The following is a 16934-nucleotide window of genomic DNA, read 5'->3' on the forward strand; positions in this document are numbered from 1 at the left end:
AGATAAGTATGCGTAGTGTCGTTTTTGATAGATGCTAAGTAAGAAATACTAATAAAAAAAGGTCAGCGAATGCCAACCTTCTCACTATCAATTCTATTTATAGAATATCGAGTAGCTCTACTTCAAATACTAGAGCTGCAAAAGGAGGAATTGCAGCGCCAGCGCCACGCTCACCGTAGGCAAGATCTTGTGGAATATAGAGTTTCCATTTTGAACCCACAGGCATCAGTTGTAGTGCTTCTACCCAACCTTTGATTACACCTGTTACTGGGAATTCAGCTGGTTGACCGCGAGATACAGAGCTATCAAATACTGTACCATCAGTCAATTCACCGTGGTAATGAACACGTACTTGCTTGTCAGATGTCGGGATATCCCCCGTACCTTCTGTAAGAATTTCGTACTGTAGACCAGATTCAAGCACGGTCACTTCAGGGCGTAGTGCGTTATCTGTTAAGAATACTTCACCATCGGCGGCGGCTGCTTTGGCAGCTTCTTGGCGTAGAGATTCTGCACGCATGTGCAACTCTTGCAGTGCATTATTGATTTCATCAATTTCAATTGATGGCATGTCGCCTACTAATGCGGTTGCGATACCTGCGGCGATGGCGTCAACGTTAAGTCCTTCTAGACCACTACCCGCAAGTTGTTGGCCCATTTGTAGACCGATACCGTAGCTTGCTTTTTGCTCTACAGTGTCAAATTTTACTTCAGACATAAACAGTCACTCTTTTTATGTAAATAAACAAGTGCCAAAGGATATCAGTTTCAAGCATGGGATGAAATGCTAATGGGAAATATCCAATATTGAACCTTCAGGTTGTGACAAATCGCAGATCCCAAAGAAAAATGTTCAAGATTGTGTCAACGTTTACGTTATCGCCACCTTGGCTCTATACTGATCCCTCTTGAGTTTTTATACTGTAGCTCGACAGAAAAGGAGACGGGTTAAGATGAATCGTCGTCACAAGAAGAAACCGCAAACTGATTATTTAGCGTTTATCCAACAGAAGTGGCATGCATTCGATTGGCGTGGCCTTATTTTACGTGTTCGCACAGTTTGGCTGGCGCTGCCTAAGCTTCACCAGCGCGCTTTATTAGCGATCGTTCCAGTAGTGTGTTTGCTCATTATTATTCCTTTTCCTGAGCGAACAGAGCAGGCCGCTCTACCGAAAAGTAGTGAGCGTGTGGAAATCAGCATTAATACGGTTGGGTTGAGTGAACAAAAAACGCCTCAACAAACCGATCGTAAATCTGAGTTCTGGCGAGAGTACACGGTTAAAAACGGGGACACTTTGTCGCAGGTTTTTCGGGCAAATGATTTACCGATGTCTGATCTTAATGCCTTAGTCAAAATTGAAGGCAGTGACAAACCGCTCAGCCAAATTACCCAAGGCCAATTAGTTCGCTTCAAACTCGCGGCTGATGGGCAACTCGATATCTTGCAACTTGAGAAAAACGATCAATCAGTGATGTTTTTCAGGCGCTCAGATGGCGGATTTGGCCGTAGTAAATAACACGCTTTGATCAAGAGGGTTATTTACTTGCTGAGCTGCATGTCGATATGCGGGATATCATCTTCTAGATACATCGCCGACGTTTGTTGAAAACCATAACTTTGATAGAAGCTAGCAAGATAGTGCTGTGCACCAATTTCAATATCTTGATTGGGCCACAGCTTCTGGCATTCGGCTAATGCTTGCTGCATTAATTGGTGTCCAAGGCCATTTCCTCTCGCTTCTTTTTGGGTTGCAATGCGACCAATACTGACACTTGGGTAGCTAATCCCCGCAGGGAGTAAGCGCGCGCAGGCAACAATCTGCTGATCCTGTTCACCAATTAAATGAAAAACACCCGGCTGAATATCCTTATTATCCAATTCAGGGTAAGGACAGGTTTGTTCGACCACAAAGACATCGACGCGCAGTTTAAGTAGCGCATAAAGTTGATGAGTGGTTAATTGTGAGAATGAAAGACAGTGCCAAGTAATCATCGTAGTGCCCCTTTAAAAATGGATGTCGTTACTCTATCAAGCTTAAGTGCATGATTCATTAACAAAGGTTAAGAGTGAGCTACAAACTTGATGAATGATAAATAAAGATTCACTAGCCACACGAGGTTAAATAACGATAATAGGCGTTTAATTTTCGTCTAACGAAAGGACGGTCTCTTGAGTAATCTCTCTTTTTCAACGGTAAATCTACAACCAGAACTTCTTTCTAACCTCGATACTTTGGGATACACCAAGATGACGCCGATTCAGGCGTTAAGCTTGCCAACCATTTTGGCGGGTAAGGATGTGATTGGCCAAGGAAAAACAGGCTCAGGAAAAACAGCAGCGTTTGGTTTAGGCGTATTATCTAACCTCAACGTTAAGCGTTTTCGCGTTCAAGCTTTGGTGCTATGCCCAACGCGGGAGTTAGCCGATCAAGTCGCAACGGATATTCGTACACTCGGCCGCGCCATTCATAATATTAAAGTGCTCACCTTGTGTGGCGGCATGCCAATGGGGCCACAAATTGGTTCGTTAGAGCACGGTGCACATATTTTGGTTGGTACTCCGGGGCGTATTCTTGACCATTTAGACAAAGGTCGTATCGATCTCTCTGAACTCAATACGTTAGTGCTTGATGAAGCGGACCGAATGCTCGAAATGGGTTTCCAAGAAGCGCTGGATGCGATCATCAATGAAACGCCAACCAGCCGTCAAACCTTGCTGTTTAGTGCTACGTTCCCAAATCAAATCAAACAAATTGCGCAGCGGATTATGCGTGAGCCTGAAATGGTCAAAGTTGAATCCACCCATGATACGTCCAGCATTCAGCAATATTTTTATAAAGTAGAGGGAACAGAGGCGCGTGATCGCGCGTTAGAACTGCTGCTTTTACACCATCAGCCTGAATCTGCCGTGGTGTTCTGTAATACAAAGAAAGAAGTACAAAGTGTTGCTGAAGATCTACATCACAAGGGCTTTAGTGTGGTGGAACTGCATGGTGATTTAGAGCAGCGTGACCGTGACCAAGCTTTGGTGCAGTTTGCTAATAAAAGTATCTCCATTTTAGTTGCAACCGATGTGGCGGCACGTGGCCTTGATGTCGATAACTTAGATGCGGTATTTAACTTTGAGTTATCACGTGATCCTGAAGTGCACGTGCACCGCATTGGGCGTACTGGTCGAGCGGGCAGTAAAGGTTTAGCCTTTAGCTTCTTCAGTGACAGTGAAATGCACCGAGTGGCGATGATTGATGAATATATGGATATGCCCATCGAACCTGCTAAATTGCCTGATGCCAGTGCGCTAAACAACGCGCCTTATCAAGCCAATATGGTCACTATCCAGATTGATGGCGGTAAAAAGCAGAAAGTGCGCCCGGGAGATATTCTAGGGGCGTTGACCAGTAACGACGGTATTGACGGTCAATATGTCGGTAAAATTAACATGTTACCGATGCGCAGCTACGTTGCAGTCCATAAATCGGTGGCGAAAAAAGCACTGAAGAAAATGGAAAGCGGTAAGATGAAAGGACGCCAATTTAGAGCACGCCTTCTAAAATAAGCCCCTTCATTTAGAATTAAAGCCAGCGAACAACTCGCTGGCTTTTGCGTTTATGAGGGTTTTGAACTGACGGGTGTCGAGTCCAAATAAGCGCTGGCCTGCTCCTTACCCATGTATTTTGCCAGTGTATGCAGCGGAACTTGTTTCAAGTTCACTACAATTAAGCCATCTAACGCATTGTTAAACGCGGGGTCGACATTAAAACAGACGAGCTTGCCATTCATCCCTAAATATTGGCGCAGCAATACAGGAAGGCCCTTGCCATTTTCCATTTTTGCTAACACTTTCGACAGCAGAGAAATGCTTGCCAAAGAGGAGAGCAAGTTGGTTTGCCAAAATGTGTTCCCATTGCACCGTAGTGGAGTGGAAGGTGAAACCAAGGTTGCCTTTTCATGATCATAATGATGAATAGAGAGTGTGGCGGACATTAATTGTCGCGCGGTGTGGCTGTAATCGTTGCTAATGCTTACTGGGCCAAACAAGTGCGTATATTGTGGATGACGCGCGACAAACGCAGCAATACCTTTCCACAGCATTAACAGTGAGTTGAGGTTGCGCTGGTATTTCGAGGAAACCACCGAGCGGCCTAGCTCAATACTGGTATCGAGTGTGTTGATGAAGGCTTCATCATACTGAAATAAGCTACGGGAATAGAGCCCTGCTAACCCTTGCTTCGCTATCAGTTCATCCACTAACCCCAATCGATAAGCTCCAACAATTTGACGGTCTTTCTTGTGCCAAACAAAGAGTTGGTAGTAATGGCGATCATACTCATCAAGATCACAAGCTAAGCCGCTTCCTTCACCTACGGCGCGAAAACTCTCTTCACGAATTCGACCAATCTCTTGCAGTATGTGGGGCAACTGCTCGCTTGCGGCGCAATAGACAATCCAATCACCTTGCTCTAAGAGCTTGCTTTCGCTTGGCAGCGCGGCGAGATCTTGCTCAAGCTTCTCTACAATAAGCGCATCAATAATAGGAAGGGGCGATGTTACTAACTCTGGTGAGGATGGCGTTGCAGTGGGTGCTGCACTCATTAAATAGGTATTGAGACGCAGATAATGAACAATGTCCCGTTCTTGTTCAAATGCTTTTACTTCGGAATAGGGGATGGGATTGCCGATGGAAATTTCAATGTTGTGCGCCTGCTTATTCAGTAGCTCGCGGCCGAGCAATGCCGTTCGTAGTAGTGGATGAATTCGCCCCGCTTGATAAAACAGTGCGCTATTTTTACCATTAATAAAGATCGGGACGGTGGTGGCTTGGGCGCGTTTAACAAATTTGGCGACGGATTGACTCCATTCGATATCCGACAGTGTTTGCGATCCTTTGGGGTAAGTAGATACCTCACCAGCAGGGAAGATAATCAATAAGCCACCTTGAGCCAAATGAAGATTCGCATCTCGAATGGCTTGCGCATTGGTGCTGCGAGCACTTTTGCTATTGAACACATCGACACCGATAAAGAGTTCACTAATTTCAGGCAGGCGCTTTAGCAACTGATTCGCCAGCACTTTAATATCGGTGCGTACTGAACCAATTAAATCGGCTAATATCACCCCTTCAATTGCGCCCAGCGGGTGGTTAGCGACGATCACCACCGGCCCTGTTTGTGGAATGTTATCGATGCTGCCCAAAGCAAGGCGATATTCGATATTGAGTGCCGCTAGCGTGTAGCGCATAAACTCAAAGCAAGAGGGTTTGGCAGGACGCTGCTGATACAGTTTATCCAGTGTTGCAAGCCCAGAGGCCCATTCAACAATCGATTCTGCGACGCCAAATGGGGTGTGCCGCGGTAAACGAAAAGGACTGGCTAGCATAATCACACTCCTTTATTCAGCCACTGGTGCAATAAACCATCACCGTTTTTGAGATCACGTCGCACCAAAAAAGCCGCACACAACCAAACAAGACAAGCCATCGCAAATAGCAGGCCGCTATCATTGCCGACCACTTCTCCTACTTGGTTAAACTCTGGCATCACAATGCCAAGAGGCGTAAATAAATGAAAGAAAATCGCACCACTCATAATGCCGACGCTCATCAGTGCACCAAGGCCATGCCAGCGGCTAAACAGCAAAATAGAGGCTATCAGTTCAGCCGTTCCGATTAAATACCCGCCATATACAGCAAACCAACCGAGGCCAGACCACGCACCTAAGGTGCCAAAAATATAGTTGGTTTCGTAAGAGCCGGAAAACTTAAAGACAAGCGATTGAATAAAAACAAACGCAATCAAGATTGAGGGGAGATGCTGGCTAGCTTTAAACGTCATGGTGTGGCTCCTACTACTTAATTAAATTGGGCCAATTTTTATCGGCTTGTTGGATGTGCACCGCTTGGTTGGCATCCCATAATGTTTTGATCTTTTTGTCGTAATTGAGATAGAGCTTGTCGTCGACAATCGCCCATTGATTGGGATCTCCCGGAGCAAAATCGTTCTTTTCAGAGACGGCCCAAGCGCAGTAGCCGCCATACTGCGGCGCATATTGGTTAGGGTTATTCAGAAACAGTTCAAGGTTCTCTTTTGAAGAAAAATACCACTGCGCATTTTTATAAAGGGTCGAAAAATCGGAGGAGCCTTTTACTGGCTCTCCTTCGGTGAAGTAGGCGACGGTGTCATAACCACTCAGCGCTTTATTGCTCAGAAAGCTGGTGTAAATTTCATCCTCAGCGAGGCTCACGCTGCTGACAAACAGCAGTAATAGTCCTAGTAAACGTTTCATTGTTGATTCCTCATAAATTGGCGACCCAAGGTGTGGTTTTGTCGATCTCATCACGCTGCTGGTGGAGTGATGTCTCACTGAGCTGTAAGCAAGGTGAACCTGAGATATAGGTCATATACTGCTGCTGTTGTGTGACGCGTAAATAGGTAAAGCTAACGGTGTGCGCATCTTGACGATGCATACAGGGTGCCCAATGTGGATGGGCGACATGGTGGTGGGCGTGAAACTTTAGTCGCTGTTGCACACTATCTTCCTCGGCGATTAAAGCTTGATAGAGCTGCGAGCGGTAGTGTTGCACCTGTTCTAAATCGACACTGGATGAAAATAGAGGCGATTGCGTCACCGCGATTTGGCTCTGTTCACCATTCCACGCCAGAGCCATTACATTGCCTTGTACATCAGTTAAATTAGGGTCGAAAGCAAGCAAAGTGAATGGTGCAAATTGCTGAAGATTAAGCTGTGTAAACGCTTGGATAACCTTCTCGACACTGACTTGACTGGATAAATGCTTAAGCAATTGACCGCGGCTCACTAAGCGTTCGGCATCGGCTCCTTGGGGGGTTTTACCTTGGTAATTATTGAGCAAGCACAAAGCCAAACCGCATTCATTAAGGCTGATCCAACTGCCTTCACCGGCAGGATCAATCGGCATCAACACTTCAACACCAGCTTGCGTGTATTGTTTAGGCGGCAACGCTAATGGGCGGTTTTTTTGTTCATCACGGTTAAAAAACAGATGATAGCCGTGTTTGTCGAGTAACCAAGAAACTGAGCACATGTTATTGCCTCCGAATGAAGGAGGCCGTGGCTGGCGCTAAGCCGAAAGCGGCATCGGTTTCTACATGCAGCAAATGAGCGACCACTTTAGCCATCGCAAAATGGTGCTGTGCATGCAAAGTGGCGAAGCTTAACTCTCGCTCCCATGTTGATGAGAGAGAGCACACTTGCGTTTCCTGCAATGAGGTTTCAACAAGTACCGTAACGGATTTTTGGAGTGAGGCCGAGCACTGCGTTAACCATTGAATTAAATACTCAATTTCGGCCAAGGCCGCAGCGCGGGACGTCTCAACGAGGTGGCCCCGACGGCGTTGGTTGTAATCAATAGTGCTAGTTGAGTTAGCCAGCGCATGAAACAGATCCAACCAATGACGAAAATGTTGCCCCACTGAACTGGCGACAATTGGCGTGGCTAAGTGGGTGTAGTGCCTATCTTCTAACTGTTCGAGAAACTGGTGCGCTTGTTCCAGTGTTTCAATGCCGCCTTGGATCACGGGGGCATGATTAGGCTGCGATGCGCTTTGTTGTGAACTTGTGGTGATTGCAAACATATTTCTATCCCTATGATTGTTCTTATGGATAAGGTTAATCCGTGCTTGGGTAGTGTTCGGTTAAGGCCTTTTCTTTGCGCCAAGCGTTCAGCAGTTCAGCCATTTTGGGTGTTTGATGGCCTAACTTTCGCTGTTGCGCGCCAATGTCGAATAAGATTCGGTACTGTCTGAGTAAGGTCGAGAAGATCTCTCGCAGCGGTGTTTCTCTATCCCAAATATGAGCGGCTTCACTGCTTGCGCCATTGATTTCCAAAATCGTGAACTGTTCTCCAGCCATCAATTGGTGAATATTGGCAAACTTGATATCGAGCCGCCCATAGTGAAACCCGTCAACATTGTTAAAAATCTCATCTAACTTGTTGGTGAGAGCGCGAGTAATGTAACGGTTACCATTGCGGAAAATCGATCCGCGACTATGGCTGCCCGCAAAGGCGAGTTGAAACTCTTGCCCTGCTTCAAGAACCCAATCGAGCTTCTCAAGGTGGCGAGGAAAATAGAGATGAGGGAGTTGCCCTGCGCGTGGGCAGCGTTCAATTAACTGCTTTAAAGTGTGAATGCCATCCCCAGTGACAAACGGGGCGTATTTAAGCGTGATGGAAATAATGTTGCCTTGAGCCTCACCGGGATAGCGCACATAAAACACGCCAGCTTCAGCTTGATACGGCGCTTTTTGTTGCAGTAAAAAACGGGCGTTAATTGGGAATGATTGAATGTAGTCACTCAGTTGCTGTTCATTTTGCAGCAGTTTTACGCCTACGCCGCGGCAGCCTAAATCTGGTTTAGCGACAAGAGGGAAATCCAACGATGCTTGTTGCATTGCAGACAGAGCCTGTGCTGTTTGCTGCTGAGCGGTTTGATGGCTTTTCGTTCGGGTGATAAAGGGCGATATCCACTGCTGAGCGTATTCACCGGCTAGATTAAGAATGTCGTGTTTTGACTCTCCAACCATGCCGCTGAGCTTGATGCCGGGGTTTGCAATTAAGGGTAAGCCCCAGTTGCCATAACGCAGCCCTTGCAGCAGGCTTTGAATCACCACCGGAGTGTAGAAAAACCAACTGGGCAGAAATTCATAAGGAGAAATGCTGCGTTTGGTGTCTTGCTCTAAAAGCGGCATACCCGCGTTGATTTTGCCATGTGTAATGCAAGGTATTTCTAATTTGGCGTTCATGACAATCCTTTAGAAAATGATTTGTTGAGAAGACGATTAGTGAGCATTAATAGCCCAACCGCGATAGGAATAATGATCCATTGATAATGAGAGGACTGTTGCCAAACCTGACTCCCTAGGTAATAAAGCGTTGAAAAAACGATCAGTGTCCACAGTGCTGTGGCCGTCAGTACGGAGCACAGAAATAGCGCCAACGGAATAGAAAAAAAGCCGCTCAAAGTAAAGCCCACCGTTCTTAGGCCGGGGACAAAGCGAATAATAAACAGATTTAAAAAAGTATGATGGTGCAGTTTGCGACGGACGGTTCGAAAATGTTTATTGGTCAGCGCTTGATAACGAAGCGGACGAACGCGTTGTGCCACTTGGCCTAAGTAATACAAACCGAGATCGCCACTAACAATGCCGACAAAAATAGCCAACAACGCCAAGCCGGGGGGCATGAGATTTTGCAAAGCCAGTGTGGCGGCGGTGACAATAGCGACATCCTCTAACAAATAGGAAAGCAAAATTACGCCGATGAATAGTAAAGTCAGTGAATGACTTTCGGCTGTTAGAAAGGTTTGAATGTCGATAGCAAGCGCCACACTTCCTCCTTAGCAAATTATGATCAAGTATAGAATAAGGCGCTGATTGCGCTTTTATTCTCATTACGAGGACAAAGACCTGCCAAAGAATAGAAAAATTGCATGTTTGATGAATTTTTATAATTAAATTTAATCAAACTAATGTTTGAAAATTAAACAGAGGTTGTAACGAGCCTTAAATGAAGCGTGGATAGTCAAGAACCATCAAGATCAGAGTTAGGGTTGTCGAGCGGGAAATAAAAAACGCAGCGAAAGGCTGCGTTTGTGGGGTGAAAGCGCCTTAACTCATAGGCCTCTTTCAATCGATTTGAGTGGGGGTTTATTGGGTAAGGTCAATCTTGTAAACCGCAAAACCAACCTCATCGTTTTCCACCAAAGTCATTGGGTATTGGCCTTTCTCTTTGATGAACTGTGCTGCTTTCTCGCTTGGAGAGGTTTCAAAACGAATATCTAATGCAGTATTGGTTTTAATCGGAGCAAACGACCAGTTGTTATCAGCACTTGGCGTAACTTGACCTTTTTCTTTACTCACGCGCGAAATGTAGTTGGCGACGGCCGTGCGGTTTTCGTCGGGTGAGTCAAAGGCAACAAATTGTGCGCCAGTGCCTGCAAATTTATTGCTGTAAGCGCGGTAGTTATTGGTGGCGACAATAAAGGTCTGTTTTACATCGATAGGTTTACCTTGATAAGTTAATCCTACAATGCGCTCAGCATCTTTATTCGCCACTTTGCAATCACCATCGTATTTGGCAGGTTGAGTAACATCGATTTGGTAATTCACCCCATCCATCACATCAAAGTTATACGTGCGGAAATCAGCCCAATTGATCAAGGATTGTGGTTGAGTGCTGTGCGGATCAATCTGATTAAACTGCCCCGCGCTGCATTCCAACCACTCCTTCACTTCTTTACCCGTCATTTTCAGCGCGACTAATGTATTAGGGTAAAGATAGAGATCTGCTGCGTTACGAAATGTCAGTTGGCCAGCTTCGACTTCGGTGAAACCGGCAGGATCATCTTTACGGCCACCAACTTTGAAAGGGGCTGCGGCCGATAACACCGGCAAACCATCAAGATCAGGGTCGCCTTGAATAAAGCGTTCCACATAATCTTTTTGTGCAAGGTTAACGATTTGCACGGTTGGGTCATCTTGCACCAAGGCTAAAAAGCTGTACATCACATCATTCGCTTGGCCAATCGGTTGATTCACGAAATCTCGCGTGCCTTTATGGTCCGACTCTAAGGCTTTCACTATGCCTGTATCGGCTGCTGCCAATGATTTCTTATTGGCTTTATCGAAGATTGGGCGAGCTTGGGATTGACCATTCACGACTGACCATTGGCCATCTTTGCTTTGCAAAGTCAGATCCATCACACCAACATGGCTACCCCAGCGCCCCGGCATGACAGCGGTTACGCCATTAATGGTGCCTTTAGTCACATCTGCTCCTGGCAGTTTGGCAAAATCTTGGCTAGGGAATACCGCGTGAGAGTGACCAAAAGCAATCGCGTCAATGCCTTCTACTTGGGTGAGGTAGTAAACCGAGTTTTCTGCACCAACGGAATATGGGTTAGCTGAGACACCAGAGTGCGGGATTGCCACGATCACATCGGCACCCTCTTTTTTCATCTGCGGGATCAGCTCCTCGGCTGTTTGCTTGATGTCTTTGGCAAACACTTTGCCATCCAGGTTTTTCTTATCCCACACCATGATTTGTGGTGGGACAAAACCAATGTAACCCACTTTAATTTGGTGCTCTTTGCCATCGGTATCTTTGAACGTGTGCGTTTTAATGAGATAGGGATTGAAGAGGTGTTTGCCCGTTTGTTGGTCATAGACGTTGGCATTGACATACGGGAATGCGGCGTCGTTAATACTCTCCTTTAAAAAGGACAAACCGTAGTTAAATTCATGGTTACCAATGTTACCCACATCGTAGCCGAGCTGATTCATCGCTTTGTAAACTGGGTGAACCTCACCAACCTTGATGCCTTTGGCGGCCATATAGTCGCCCATTGGGCTACCTTGGAGCAAATCACCGTTATCGACCAAAATGCTGTTTTCGACTTCGCTGCGCGCTTGCTTCACTAACGTCGCCGCACGAGATAAACCAATTTGGTTCGATGGTTTGTCTTTGTAGTAATCGTAATCCATCACATTTGTGTGAATATCGGTCGTTTCGACGATACGCAGTTTAATGGTGTCCGCCATTGCTGGGCCAGCCATTGCTAACATACCGCTCAAAATCGCGATGGAGAGAGGTTTCACTGCCACTTTCATTGTGTACTCCAGTTAGGGGTAGGGAACAAATAACTCGTCTAATGTAACAAAATCTTATGAAACGATGATTTCAATGAATATCAATTTGTGATGTTACGCGTTAACTCACCGGCATTCTGTCGACAAGATCTCATCATTGATTGGCTTTTAATCAGAGAGATAGTCACTTCTTATTCGGAATTATCCATTCCCTTATCAGCTTTTGATATAAAAAATGAAATTTTAGAATTTCAGGTAATATGAAGAGCCCGCCATAATGCATCCATGAATTAAGTTATGGATAACAACAATGAGTACGACGGAAACCATTTCTCAGTTGCCAATCAAAGGGCCGCGCTTAGTTGCGGTCAACAATAATGCTTTGGCAAGTAGCGCTCCATCGTACGTCAAAAGCCAATTGACCTGCGGTGAAGTGGCTTTGATTGGTGCAGGGCCGGGCGACCCAGAACTGCTGACGCTCAAAGCGTTGAGCTTTCTACAACAAGCTGACGTGGTGTTGTACGACTACCTAGTGTCTGATGAAATTATGGCGCTGGTGCCGAGCGATACCATCTTAGTCTGCGTGGGTAAGCGCGCTGGACACCATAGTGTTCCTCAAGAAAAAACCAATCAATTGCTGATCGATTTTGCGCAGCAAGGTTACAAAGTCGTGCGTATTAAAGGCGGCGATCCGTTTATGTTTGGCCGCGGTGGTGAAGAGTTGGAAGTGCTGTTTGATGCGGGGGTGAAATTCCAGGTGATCCCCGGTATTACAGCGGCGGCAGGCGCAACGGCCTATGCGGGAATTCCACTGACTCATCGCGATTATGCGCAATCCGCTCTGTTTGTCACCGGTCACCTTAAAGCGGAAAACGATGACATGGATTGGTCAACACTGGCACGTGGTAATCAAACCTTAGTCATTTACATGGGCTTGATGAAGTCGAGTTATATCCAGCAGCAGTTGATTGAACATGGACGCCAAGCCAACACACCAATCGCGATTATTGAACGCGGTACTCAGCGTTCGCAAAAAGTCTTCAAAGGGCAGCTCAGTGACTTATCACAACTGGCGGCGCGGGCGCAGGCTCCGGCCTTGATTGTGGTGGGCGAAGTGGTGGCGCTGTCGGAAAAACTGCATTGGTTTGGTGAACAACCCGCGCAGCAAAACCAAGTGAATTACGCCTGATTGCAAGGCTAGTCAGTTAGTTCCAACTCAATACTCAAACCAATTTCTCATTGCACAAGGCTCGCAATGCGAGCGAAAAGGAAGCATGCAGATGGATCAACAACGCTTAACCCATTTACAACAGCTCGAAGCCGAAAGTATTCATATTTTACGTGAAGTGGCCGCTGAATTTGATAACCCAGTAATGATGTATTCGATTGGTAAAGACTCTTCGGTGATGCTGCATTTAGCGCGCAAGGCTTTTTATCCGGGGAGAATTCCCTTCCCACTACTGCATGTGGACACCGATTGGAAATTTCGTGAAATGATCGAATTTCGTGATCGTATGGCGCACAAGTATGGTTTTGAGCTTTTGGTACACAAAAACCCAGAAGGGATCGCGATGGGGATCAGCCCTTTTGAGCATGGTTCTTCAAAGCATACTGACATCATGAAAACCCAAGGTTTAAAACAAGCGTTGAACCAATATGGTTTTGATGCTGCTTTTGGTGGTGCGCGTCGTGATGAAGAGAAATCACGCGCGAAAGAGCGTGTTTATTCTTTTCGTGACAAGAACCACACGTGGGATCCGAAGAACCAGCGTCCGGAGCTATGGAAAACCTACAACGGCCAAATCAATAAAGGTGAGAGCATTCGTGTTTTCCCATTGTCGAACTGGACTGAATTGGATATTTGGCAATACATCTATTTGGAAAACATCGAGATCGTACCGCTGTATTTATCGGACATTCGCCCAGTTGTCGAACGCGATGGGATGCTGATCATGGTCGATGATGAGCGGATGAAGCTGCAACCTGGAGAAGAAGTTCAGCACAAGAGTGTGCGTTTTCGCACGTTAGGTTGTTATCCACTTACTGGCGCAATTGAATCAGAGGCCAATACGCTAACGGGCATCATTGAAGAGATGCTGGTGGCCACTTCCAGTGAACGACAAGGCCGCGCGATCGACCACGATCAATCAGGATCGATGGAATTGAAAAAACGCCAAGGTTATTTCTAAGCCTCTAAGGAAAGATTATGAATAGTGCAGTTCAGGCTCAGCTTTCTGAGATCGGTATTGAAGCTTATCTCACGCAACACCAGCACAAATCGTTACTGAGATTTCTGACTTGTGGCTCAGTTGATGATGGAAAAAGTACCTTGATTGGTCGTTTGCTTCATGACACAAAACAGATTTATGAAGATCAACTGGCCGCCGTCCATTCCGATAGCCAGCGTGTTGGCACGACGGGCGAGCGCCCCGATTTAGCTCTGTTAGTTGATGGCCTGCAAGCGGAACGTGAGCAAGGGATCACCATTGACGTGGCGTATCGCTATTTCTCTACTCAAAAACGCAAATTCATCATTGCCGATACTCCGGGGCATGAGCAGTACACGCGCAATATGGCGACAGGCGCATCCACTTGCGATCTCGCGGTGATTTTGATCGATGCCCGTAAAGGCATTTTGGATCAAACGCGTCGCCACTCATTCATTGCTAATCTGTTAGGTTTGAAGCATTTTGTGGTGGCGGTGAATAAGATGGATCTGGTCGATTACTCACAAGAGCGTTTTGAGCAGATCCGTCAAGACTACGTGGAATTTTCAAAGCATCTGCAAGGTGATACTGATATTCAGATCATCCCGCTTTCTGCTCTGGAAGGGGACAACGTGGTCGAAGCAAGCCAACATATGCGTTGGTATCAAGGCCCATCACTGCTGGAGCTGCTTGAAACGGTGGACGTTGATCAGCAAAAAGGAGCCGGTGAGTTTCGTTTTCCAGTGCAGTATGTGAACCGACCGAATCTCGATTTTCGCGGTTTTGCTGGCACGATTGCAGCGGGCAGCATCAGCGTTGGAGATGCAATCACTGCACTTCCGTCTGGAAAAACATCCACCGTGGCACGTATTGTTACTTTCGATGGAGATTTGCCGCAAGCGCAAGCAGGCCAAGCGGTGACGTTAACGCTCAGCGATGAAATTGACATCAGCCGTGGTGATCTTATTGTGCTGCAAGGAGCGCAGGTTGAATCAACTAACCATCTATTAGCCGATGTGGTCTGGATGACAGAACAACCACTCAAAGCCGGGCGTGAATACAACATCAAAATTGCGGGTAAGAAAACTGTCGGTCAGTTGCAAGCGGTGCGTCACCAGTACGATATTAATAATTTATCGAATTATCACAGTGAAGAGTTGCCGCTCAATGGCATTGGCTTGTGTGAATGGTCGCTAACAGAGTCGATCGCGCTGGATAAATACTTAGACAGTGCCAATACTGGCGGTTTTATCATCATCGATCGCCTGACGAATGTGACGGTGGGAGCGGGCTTGGTTCGAGATAGTTTGCAAAACATCACTCATGCTCAAGGCGCCCATTCTGCATTTGAAGTGGAATTGAATACCTTGATCCGCAAGCACTTTCCACACTGGGAAGCCAAAGATCTTCGTCAGTTACTCAAGGCTTAACTGTGGTGATTCGGTGGGAGGGATTGCCGCTTACAGCGTCCCTCTATTGGCTAGTTTGAGACAAAAAAGGATTGAGTAATGAGTACGAATTTGGCCAATAAAGATGAAAATGTTGTCTGGCATCAGCATACGGTGGATAAGTCGTTCCGCGCCAATTTAAAACAACAACAGCCAGCAGTATTGTGGTTTACGGGGTTGTCAGGGGCGGGAAAATCAACCATTGCTGGTGCGTTGGAACAGCGTTTAGCTCAACTCGGGTATCACACCTATTTACTCGATGGGGATAATGTACGCCACGGCTTGTGCAGCGACCTTGGGTTCTCAGAGCAAGATCGGCGAGAAAATATTCGCCGTATTGGTGAACTCGCGAAGCTGATGGCCGATGCTGGGTTAATCGTGTTATCAGCATTCATTTCACCGCATCGCGCTGAGCGTCAATTAGTGCGCGATATGCTGCCACAAGGTGAATTCATCGAAGTGTTTGTCAATACCAAGTTGGACGTGTGCGAGCAGCGTGACCCGAAGGGGCTGTATAAAAAAGCGCGCGCTGGTGAAATCAGTAATTTTACGGGCATTGACTCTGAGTATGAGTCGCCGCAAAGCCCTGAGATCGATCTTGCGGCTGGCGAAAAAAGCATTGATGAGCTGGTGGAAATTTGCCTAACAGCGCTGCAAGTGCGAGCGATTATCGCCTAATGTAGAAGAGGGCTCATCAGCTTGAGCCCTTTATTTTTTGAGGCTAGACGGCGTGATGAAAAGAGCTGCTGGCAACTTCGGTGTGGACAGTGAATTTCTGGCTAAGCACCGCCAACATCTGATCGTAGTACTGCATATTCGGTTTATTACCCAGTAGCTTACACAGCTCATTGCCAGTGGGACTGAAACGGTAATAGAGCAGCCTTACCCCTTTACTCATCGATTGCAGTGACAGATTCTTGCCTTGATAGGTCAACAGCAGTGCCGGTTCAAGTTCAATTTCTCCAGATTCCAGTTCAGTGGCATGCAGTAAGCCAAGCTCGATCAGTACCAACAGGCTCGAATAGGGTAATTGGAAACTACCCATATTGATGACAAATGTGCTGATGCGCTTCCCTAAACTAAAAATACCGTTAGTAGCACGAATGCCGACCAACAGCTTGCGGCTGTTATCGCTACCAAAACAGCAGGCTAACGCTGAGGCTTTTTGGAGTATCTGCGCCTCTTTTGGTGTCATGTCTTGTAATACTTGCAGTGCTTTCATTGAGGTTGAACCGGGGTTGGTCACCTCGCGTTTGAGTACTTGCGCCCAAAGTCGCTGCATCGAAGAGTTGTGGATGTCTTGCGCCATATCGAAAAAGCGGTGTAACCAATCTTGATCAGGCTCTCCCGCGGTCTCATTTTTACAAGAGATATGCGCCAGTTTGACGATCTGCTCTAGGTTTTTTTGTCGCTGTTCTTTACGTTGCTGTTCTCTAAATAAGGCGCGATCAAGCGAGGTTTTTTCTGGCGGATCCGTTTGTAGCAGCGCATCTAAGCCGTGATATTGAGCAATATTCAAAATGCGACTACCACTGTCTTTGATATAGCTCGATTTTTTTTCGTGGCTTTGACCTGAGTTGGCTTGATGTTCAATCACTACAGGGTTGTTGGTATCTGCCATTTTATGTCCGCTTCAATCACCCATTTCATTCATGGA

Annotated in this window: 17 protein-coding genes; 6 read left to right on the forward strand and 11 right to left on the reverse strand. The window is 46.5% G+C overall.

Going from position 1 to position 16934, the window contains the following annotated elements; all coding sequences use genetic code 11:
- Window positions 1-97: 97 nt before the first annotated feature.
- Window positions 98-718 (reverse strand): FKBP-type peptidyl-prolyl cis-trans isomerase, encoded by a 621-nt coding sequence (locus AACQ17_RS09175; RefSeq protein ID WP_010318783.1) that lies wholly within the window; start codon window positions 716-718, stop codon window positions 98-100.
- Window positions 719-953: 235 nt separating this feature from the next.
- Here AACQ17_RS09175 and AACQ17_RS09180 point away from each other — a divergent pair, with 235 nt between their 5' ends.
- Window positions 954-1517: a LysM-like peptidoglycan-binding domain-containing protein gene (locus AACQ17_RS09180; protein ID WP_026027801.1), complete on the forward strand. Its 564-nt coding sequence runs from the start codon at window positions 954-956 to the stop codon at window positions 1515-1517.
- A 23-nt stretch (window positions 1518-1540) separates the two neighbouring features.
- On the opposite strand, the gene AACQ17_RS09185 is transcribed toward AACQ17_RS09180, so the two are convergent.
- The gene (locus AACQ17_RS09185) at window positions 1541-1993 is read right to left on the reverse strand and encodes a GNAT family N-acetyltransferase (protein ID WP_013855931.1); all 453 of its coding nucleotides are present in this window, start codon (window positions 1991-1993) and stop codon (window positions 1541-1543) included.
- Window positions 1994-2170: 177 nt separating this feature from the next.
- On the opposite strand from AACQ17_RS09185, the gene dbpA reads away from it, so the two are divergent.
- Window positions 2171-3556 (forward strand): ATP-dependent RNA helicase DbpA, encoded by a 1386-nt coding sequence (gene dbpA, locus AACQ17_RS09190; protein WP_017042859.1) that lies wholly within the window; start codon window positions 2171-2173, stop codon window positions 3554-3556.
- A 50-nt stretch (window positions 3557-3606) separates the two neighbouring features.
- On the opposite strand, the gene AACQ17_RS09195 is transcribed toward dbpA, so the two are convergent.
- From AACQ17_RS09195 to cpdB, 8 genes are all read right to left on the reverse strand, one after another.
- Window positions 3607-5376 (reverse strand): lysophospholipid acyltransferase family protein, encoded by a 1770-nt coding sequence (locus AACQ17_RS09195; protein ID WP_094146938.1) that lies wholly within the window; start codon window positions 5374-5376, stop codon window positions 3607-3609.
- A 2-nt stretch (window positions 5377-5378) separates the two neighbouring features.
- A complete protein-coding gene (locus AACQ17_RS09200) occupies window positions 5379-5831 on the reverse strand; it encodes a hypothetical protein (RefSeq protein WP_094146937.1) in 453 nt (150 codons plus the stop codon).
- 13 nt (window positions 5832-5844) lie between these two features.
- Window positions 5845-6282 (reverse strand): YHS domain-containing (seleno)protein, encoded by a 438-nt coding sequence (locus AACQ17_RS09205; RefSeq protein WP_094146936.1) that lies wholly within the window; start codon window positions 6280-6282, stop codon window positions 5845-5847.
- Window positions 6283-6292: 10 nt separating this feature from the next.
- The gene (locus AACQ17_RS09210) at window positions 6293-7060 is read right to left on the reverse strand and encodes an NRDE family protein (RefSeq protein WP_094146935.1); all 768 of its coding nucleotides are present in this window, start codon (window positions 7058-7060) and stop codon (window positions 6293-6295) included.
- A gap of 1 nt (window position 7061) precedes the next feature.
- Window positions 7062-7610 (reverse strand): hypothetical protein, encoded by a 549-nt coding sequence (locus AACQ17_RS09215; protein WP_019281496.1) that lies wholly within the window; start codon window positions 7608-7610, stop codon window positions 7062-7064.
- Window positions 7611-7644: 34 nt separating this feature from the next.
- Complete coding sequence (locus AACQ17_RS09220) at window positions 7645-8778, reverse strand: hypothetical protein (protein ID WP_019281495.1); 1134 nt, start codon at window positions 8776-8778, stop codon at window positions 7645-7647.
- Window positions 8775-9362, reverse strand: coding sequence for a DedA family protein (locus AACQ17_RS09225; RefSeq protein ID WP_019281494.1), 588 nt, complete (start codon window positions 9360-9362; stop codon window positions 8775-8777). Before AACQ17_RS09225 ends, AACQ17_RS09220 begins: the two co-directional genes overlap by 4 nt.
- A 319-nt stretch (window positions 9363-9681) precedes the next feature.
- Window positions 9682-11643 carry a 2',3'-cyclic-nucleotide 2'-phosphodiesterase gene (cpdB, locus tag AACQ17_RS09230; protein ID WP_019281493.1) on the reverse strand — a complete coding sequence of 654 codons (1962 nt, stop codon included), beginning with the start codon at window positions 11641-11643 and terminating at the stop codon, window positions 9682-9684.
- Between the two features lie 289 nt (window positions 11644-11932).
- Between cpdB and cobA the strand changes: the two genes are divergently transcribed.
- From cobA to cysC, 4 genes are all read left to right on the forward strand, one after another.
- Window positions 11933-12811 (forward strand): uroporphyrinogen-III C-methyltransferase, encoded by an 879-nt coding sequence (cobA, locus tag AACQ17_RS09235; protein ID WP_019281492.1) that lies wholly within the window; start codon window positions 11933-11935, stop codon window positions 12809-12811.
- Window positions 12812-12902: 91 nt separating this feature from the next.
- On the forward strand, window positions 12903-13811 hold the full coding sequence (gene cysD / locus AACQ17_RS09240) for a sulfate adenylyltransferase subunit CysD (RefSeq protein ID WP_029190035.1): 909 nt from the start codon (window positions 12903-12905) through the stop codon (window positions 13809-13811).
- 17 nt (window positions 13812-13828) lie between these two features.
- Window positions 13829-15259, forward strand: a complete 1431-nt coding sequence (gene cysN, locus AACQ17_RS09245; protein ID WP_094146934.1) for a sulfate adenylyltransferase subunit CysN — start codon at window positions 13829-13831, stop codon at window positions 15257-15259.
- A 78-nt stretch (window positions 15260-15337) separates the two neighbouring features.
- On the forward strand, window positions 15338-15955 hold the full coding sequence (gene cysC / locus AACQ17_RS09250) for an adenylyl-sulfate kinase (protein ID WP_013855944.1): 618 nt from the start codon (window positions 15338-15340) through the stop codon (window positions 15953-15955).
- 43 nt (window positions 15956-15998) lie between these two features.
- Here cysC and AACQ17_RS09255 read toward each other — a convergent pair whose 3' ends face one another.
- On the reverse strand, window positions 15999-16898 hold the full coding sequence (locus tag AACQ17_RS09255) for a TIGR03899 family protein (RefSeq protein ID WP_013855945.1): 900 nt from the start codon (window positions 16896-16898) through the stop codon (window positions 15999-16001).
- Window positions 16899-16934: the final 36 nt, after the last annotated feature.

Origin of the sequence: Vibrio sp. V10_P2A27P122 (genome assembly GCF_963874335.1) — a bacterium.
Classification (GTDB): domain Bacteria; phylum Pseudomonadota; class Gammaproteobacteria; order Enterobacterales; family Vibrionaceae; genus Vibrio; species Vibrio anguillarum.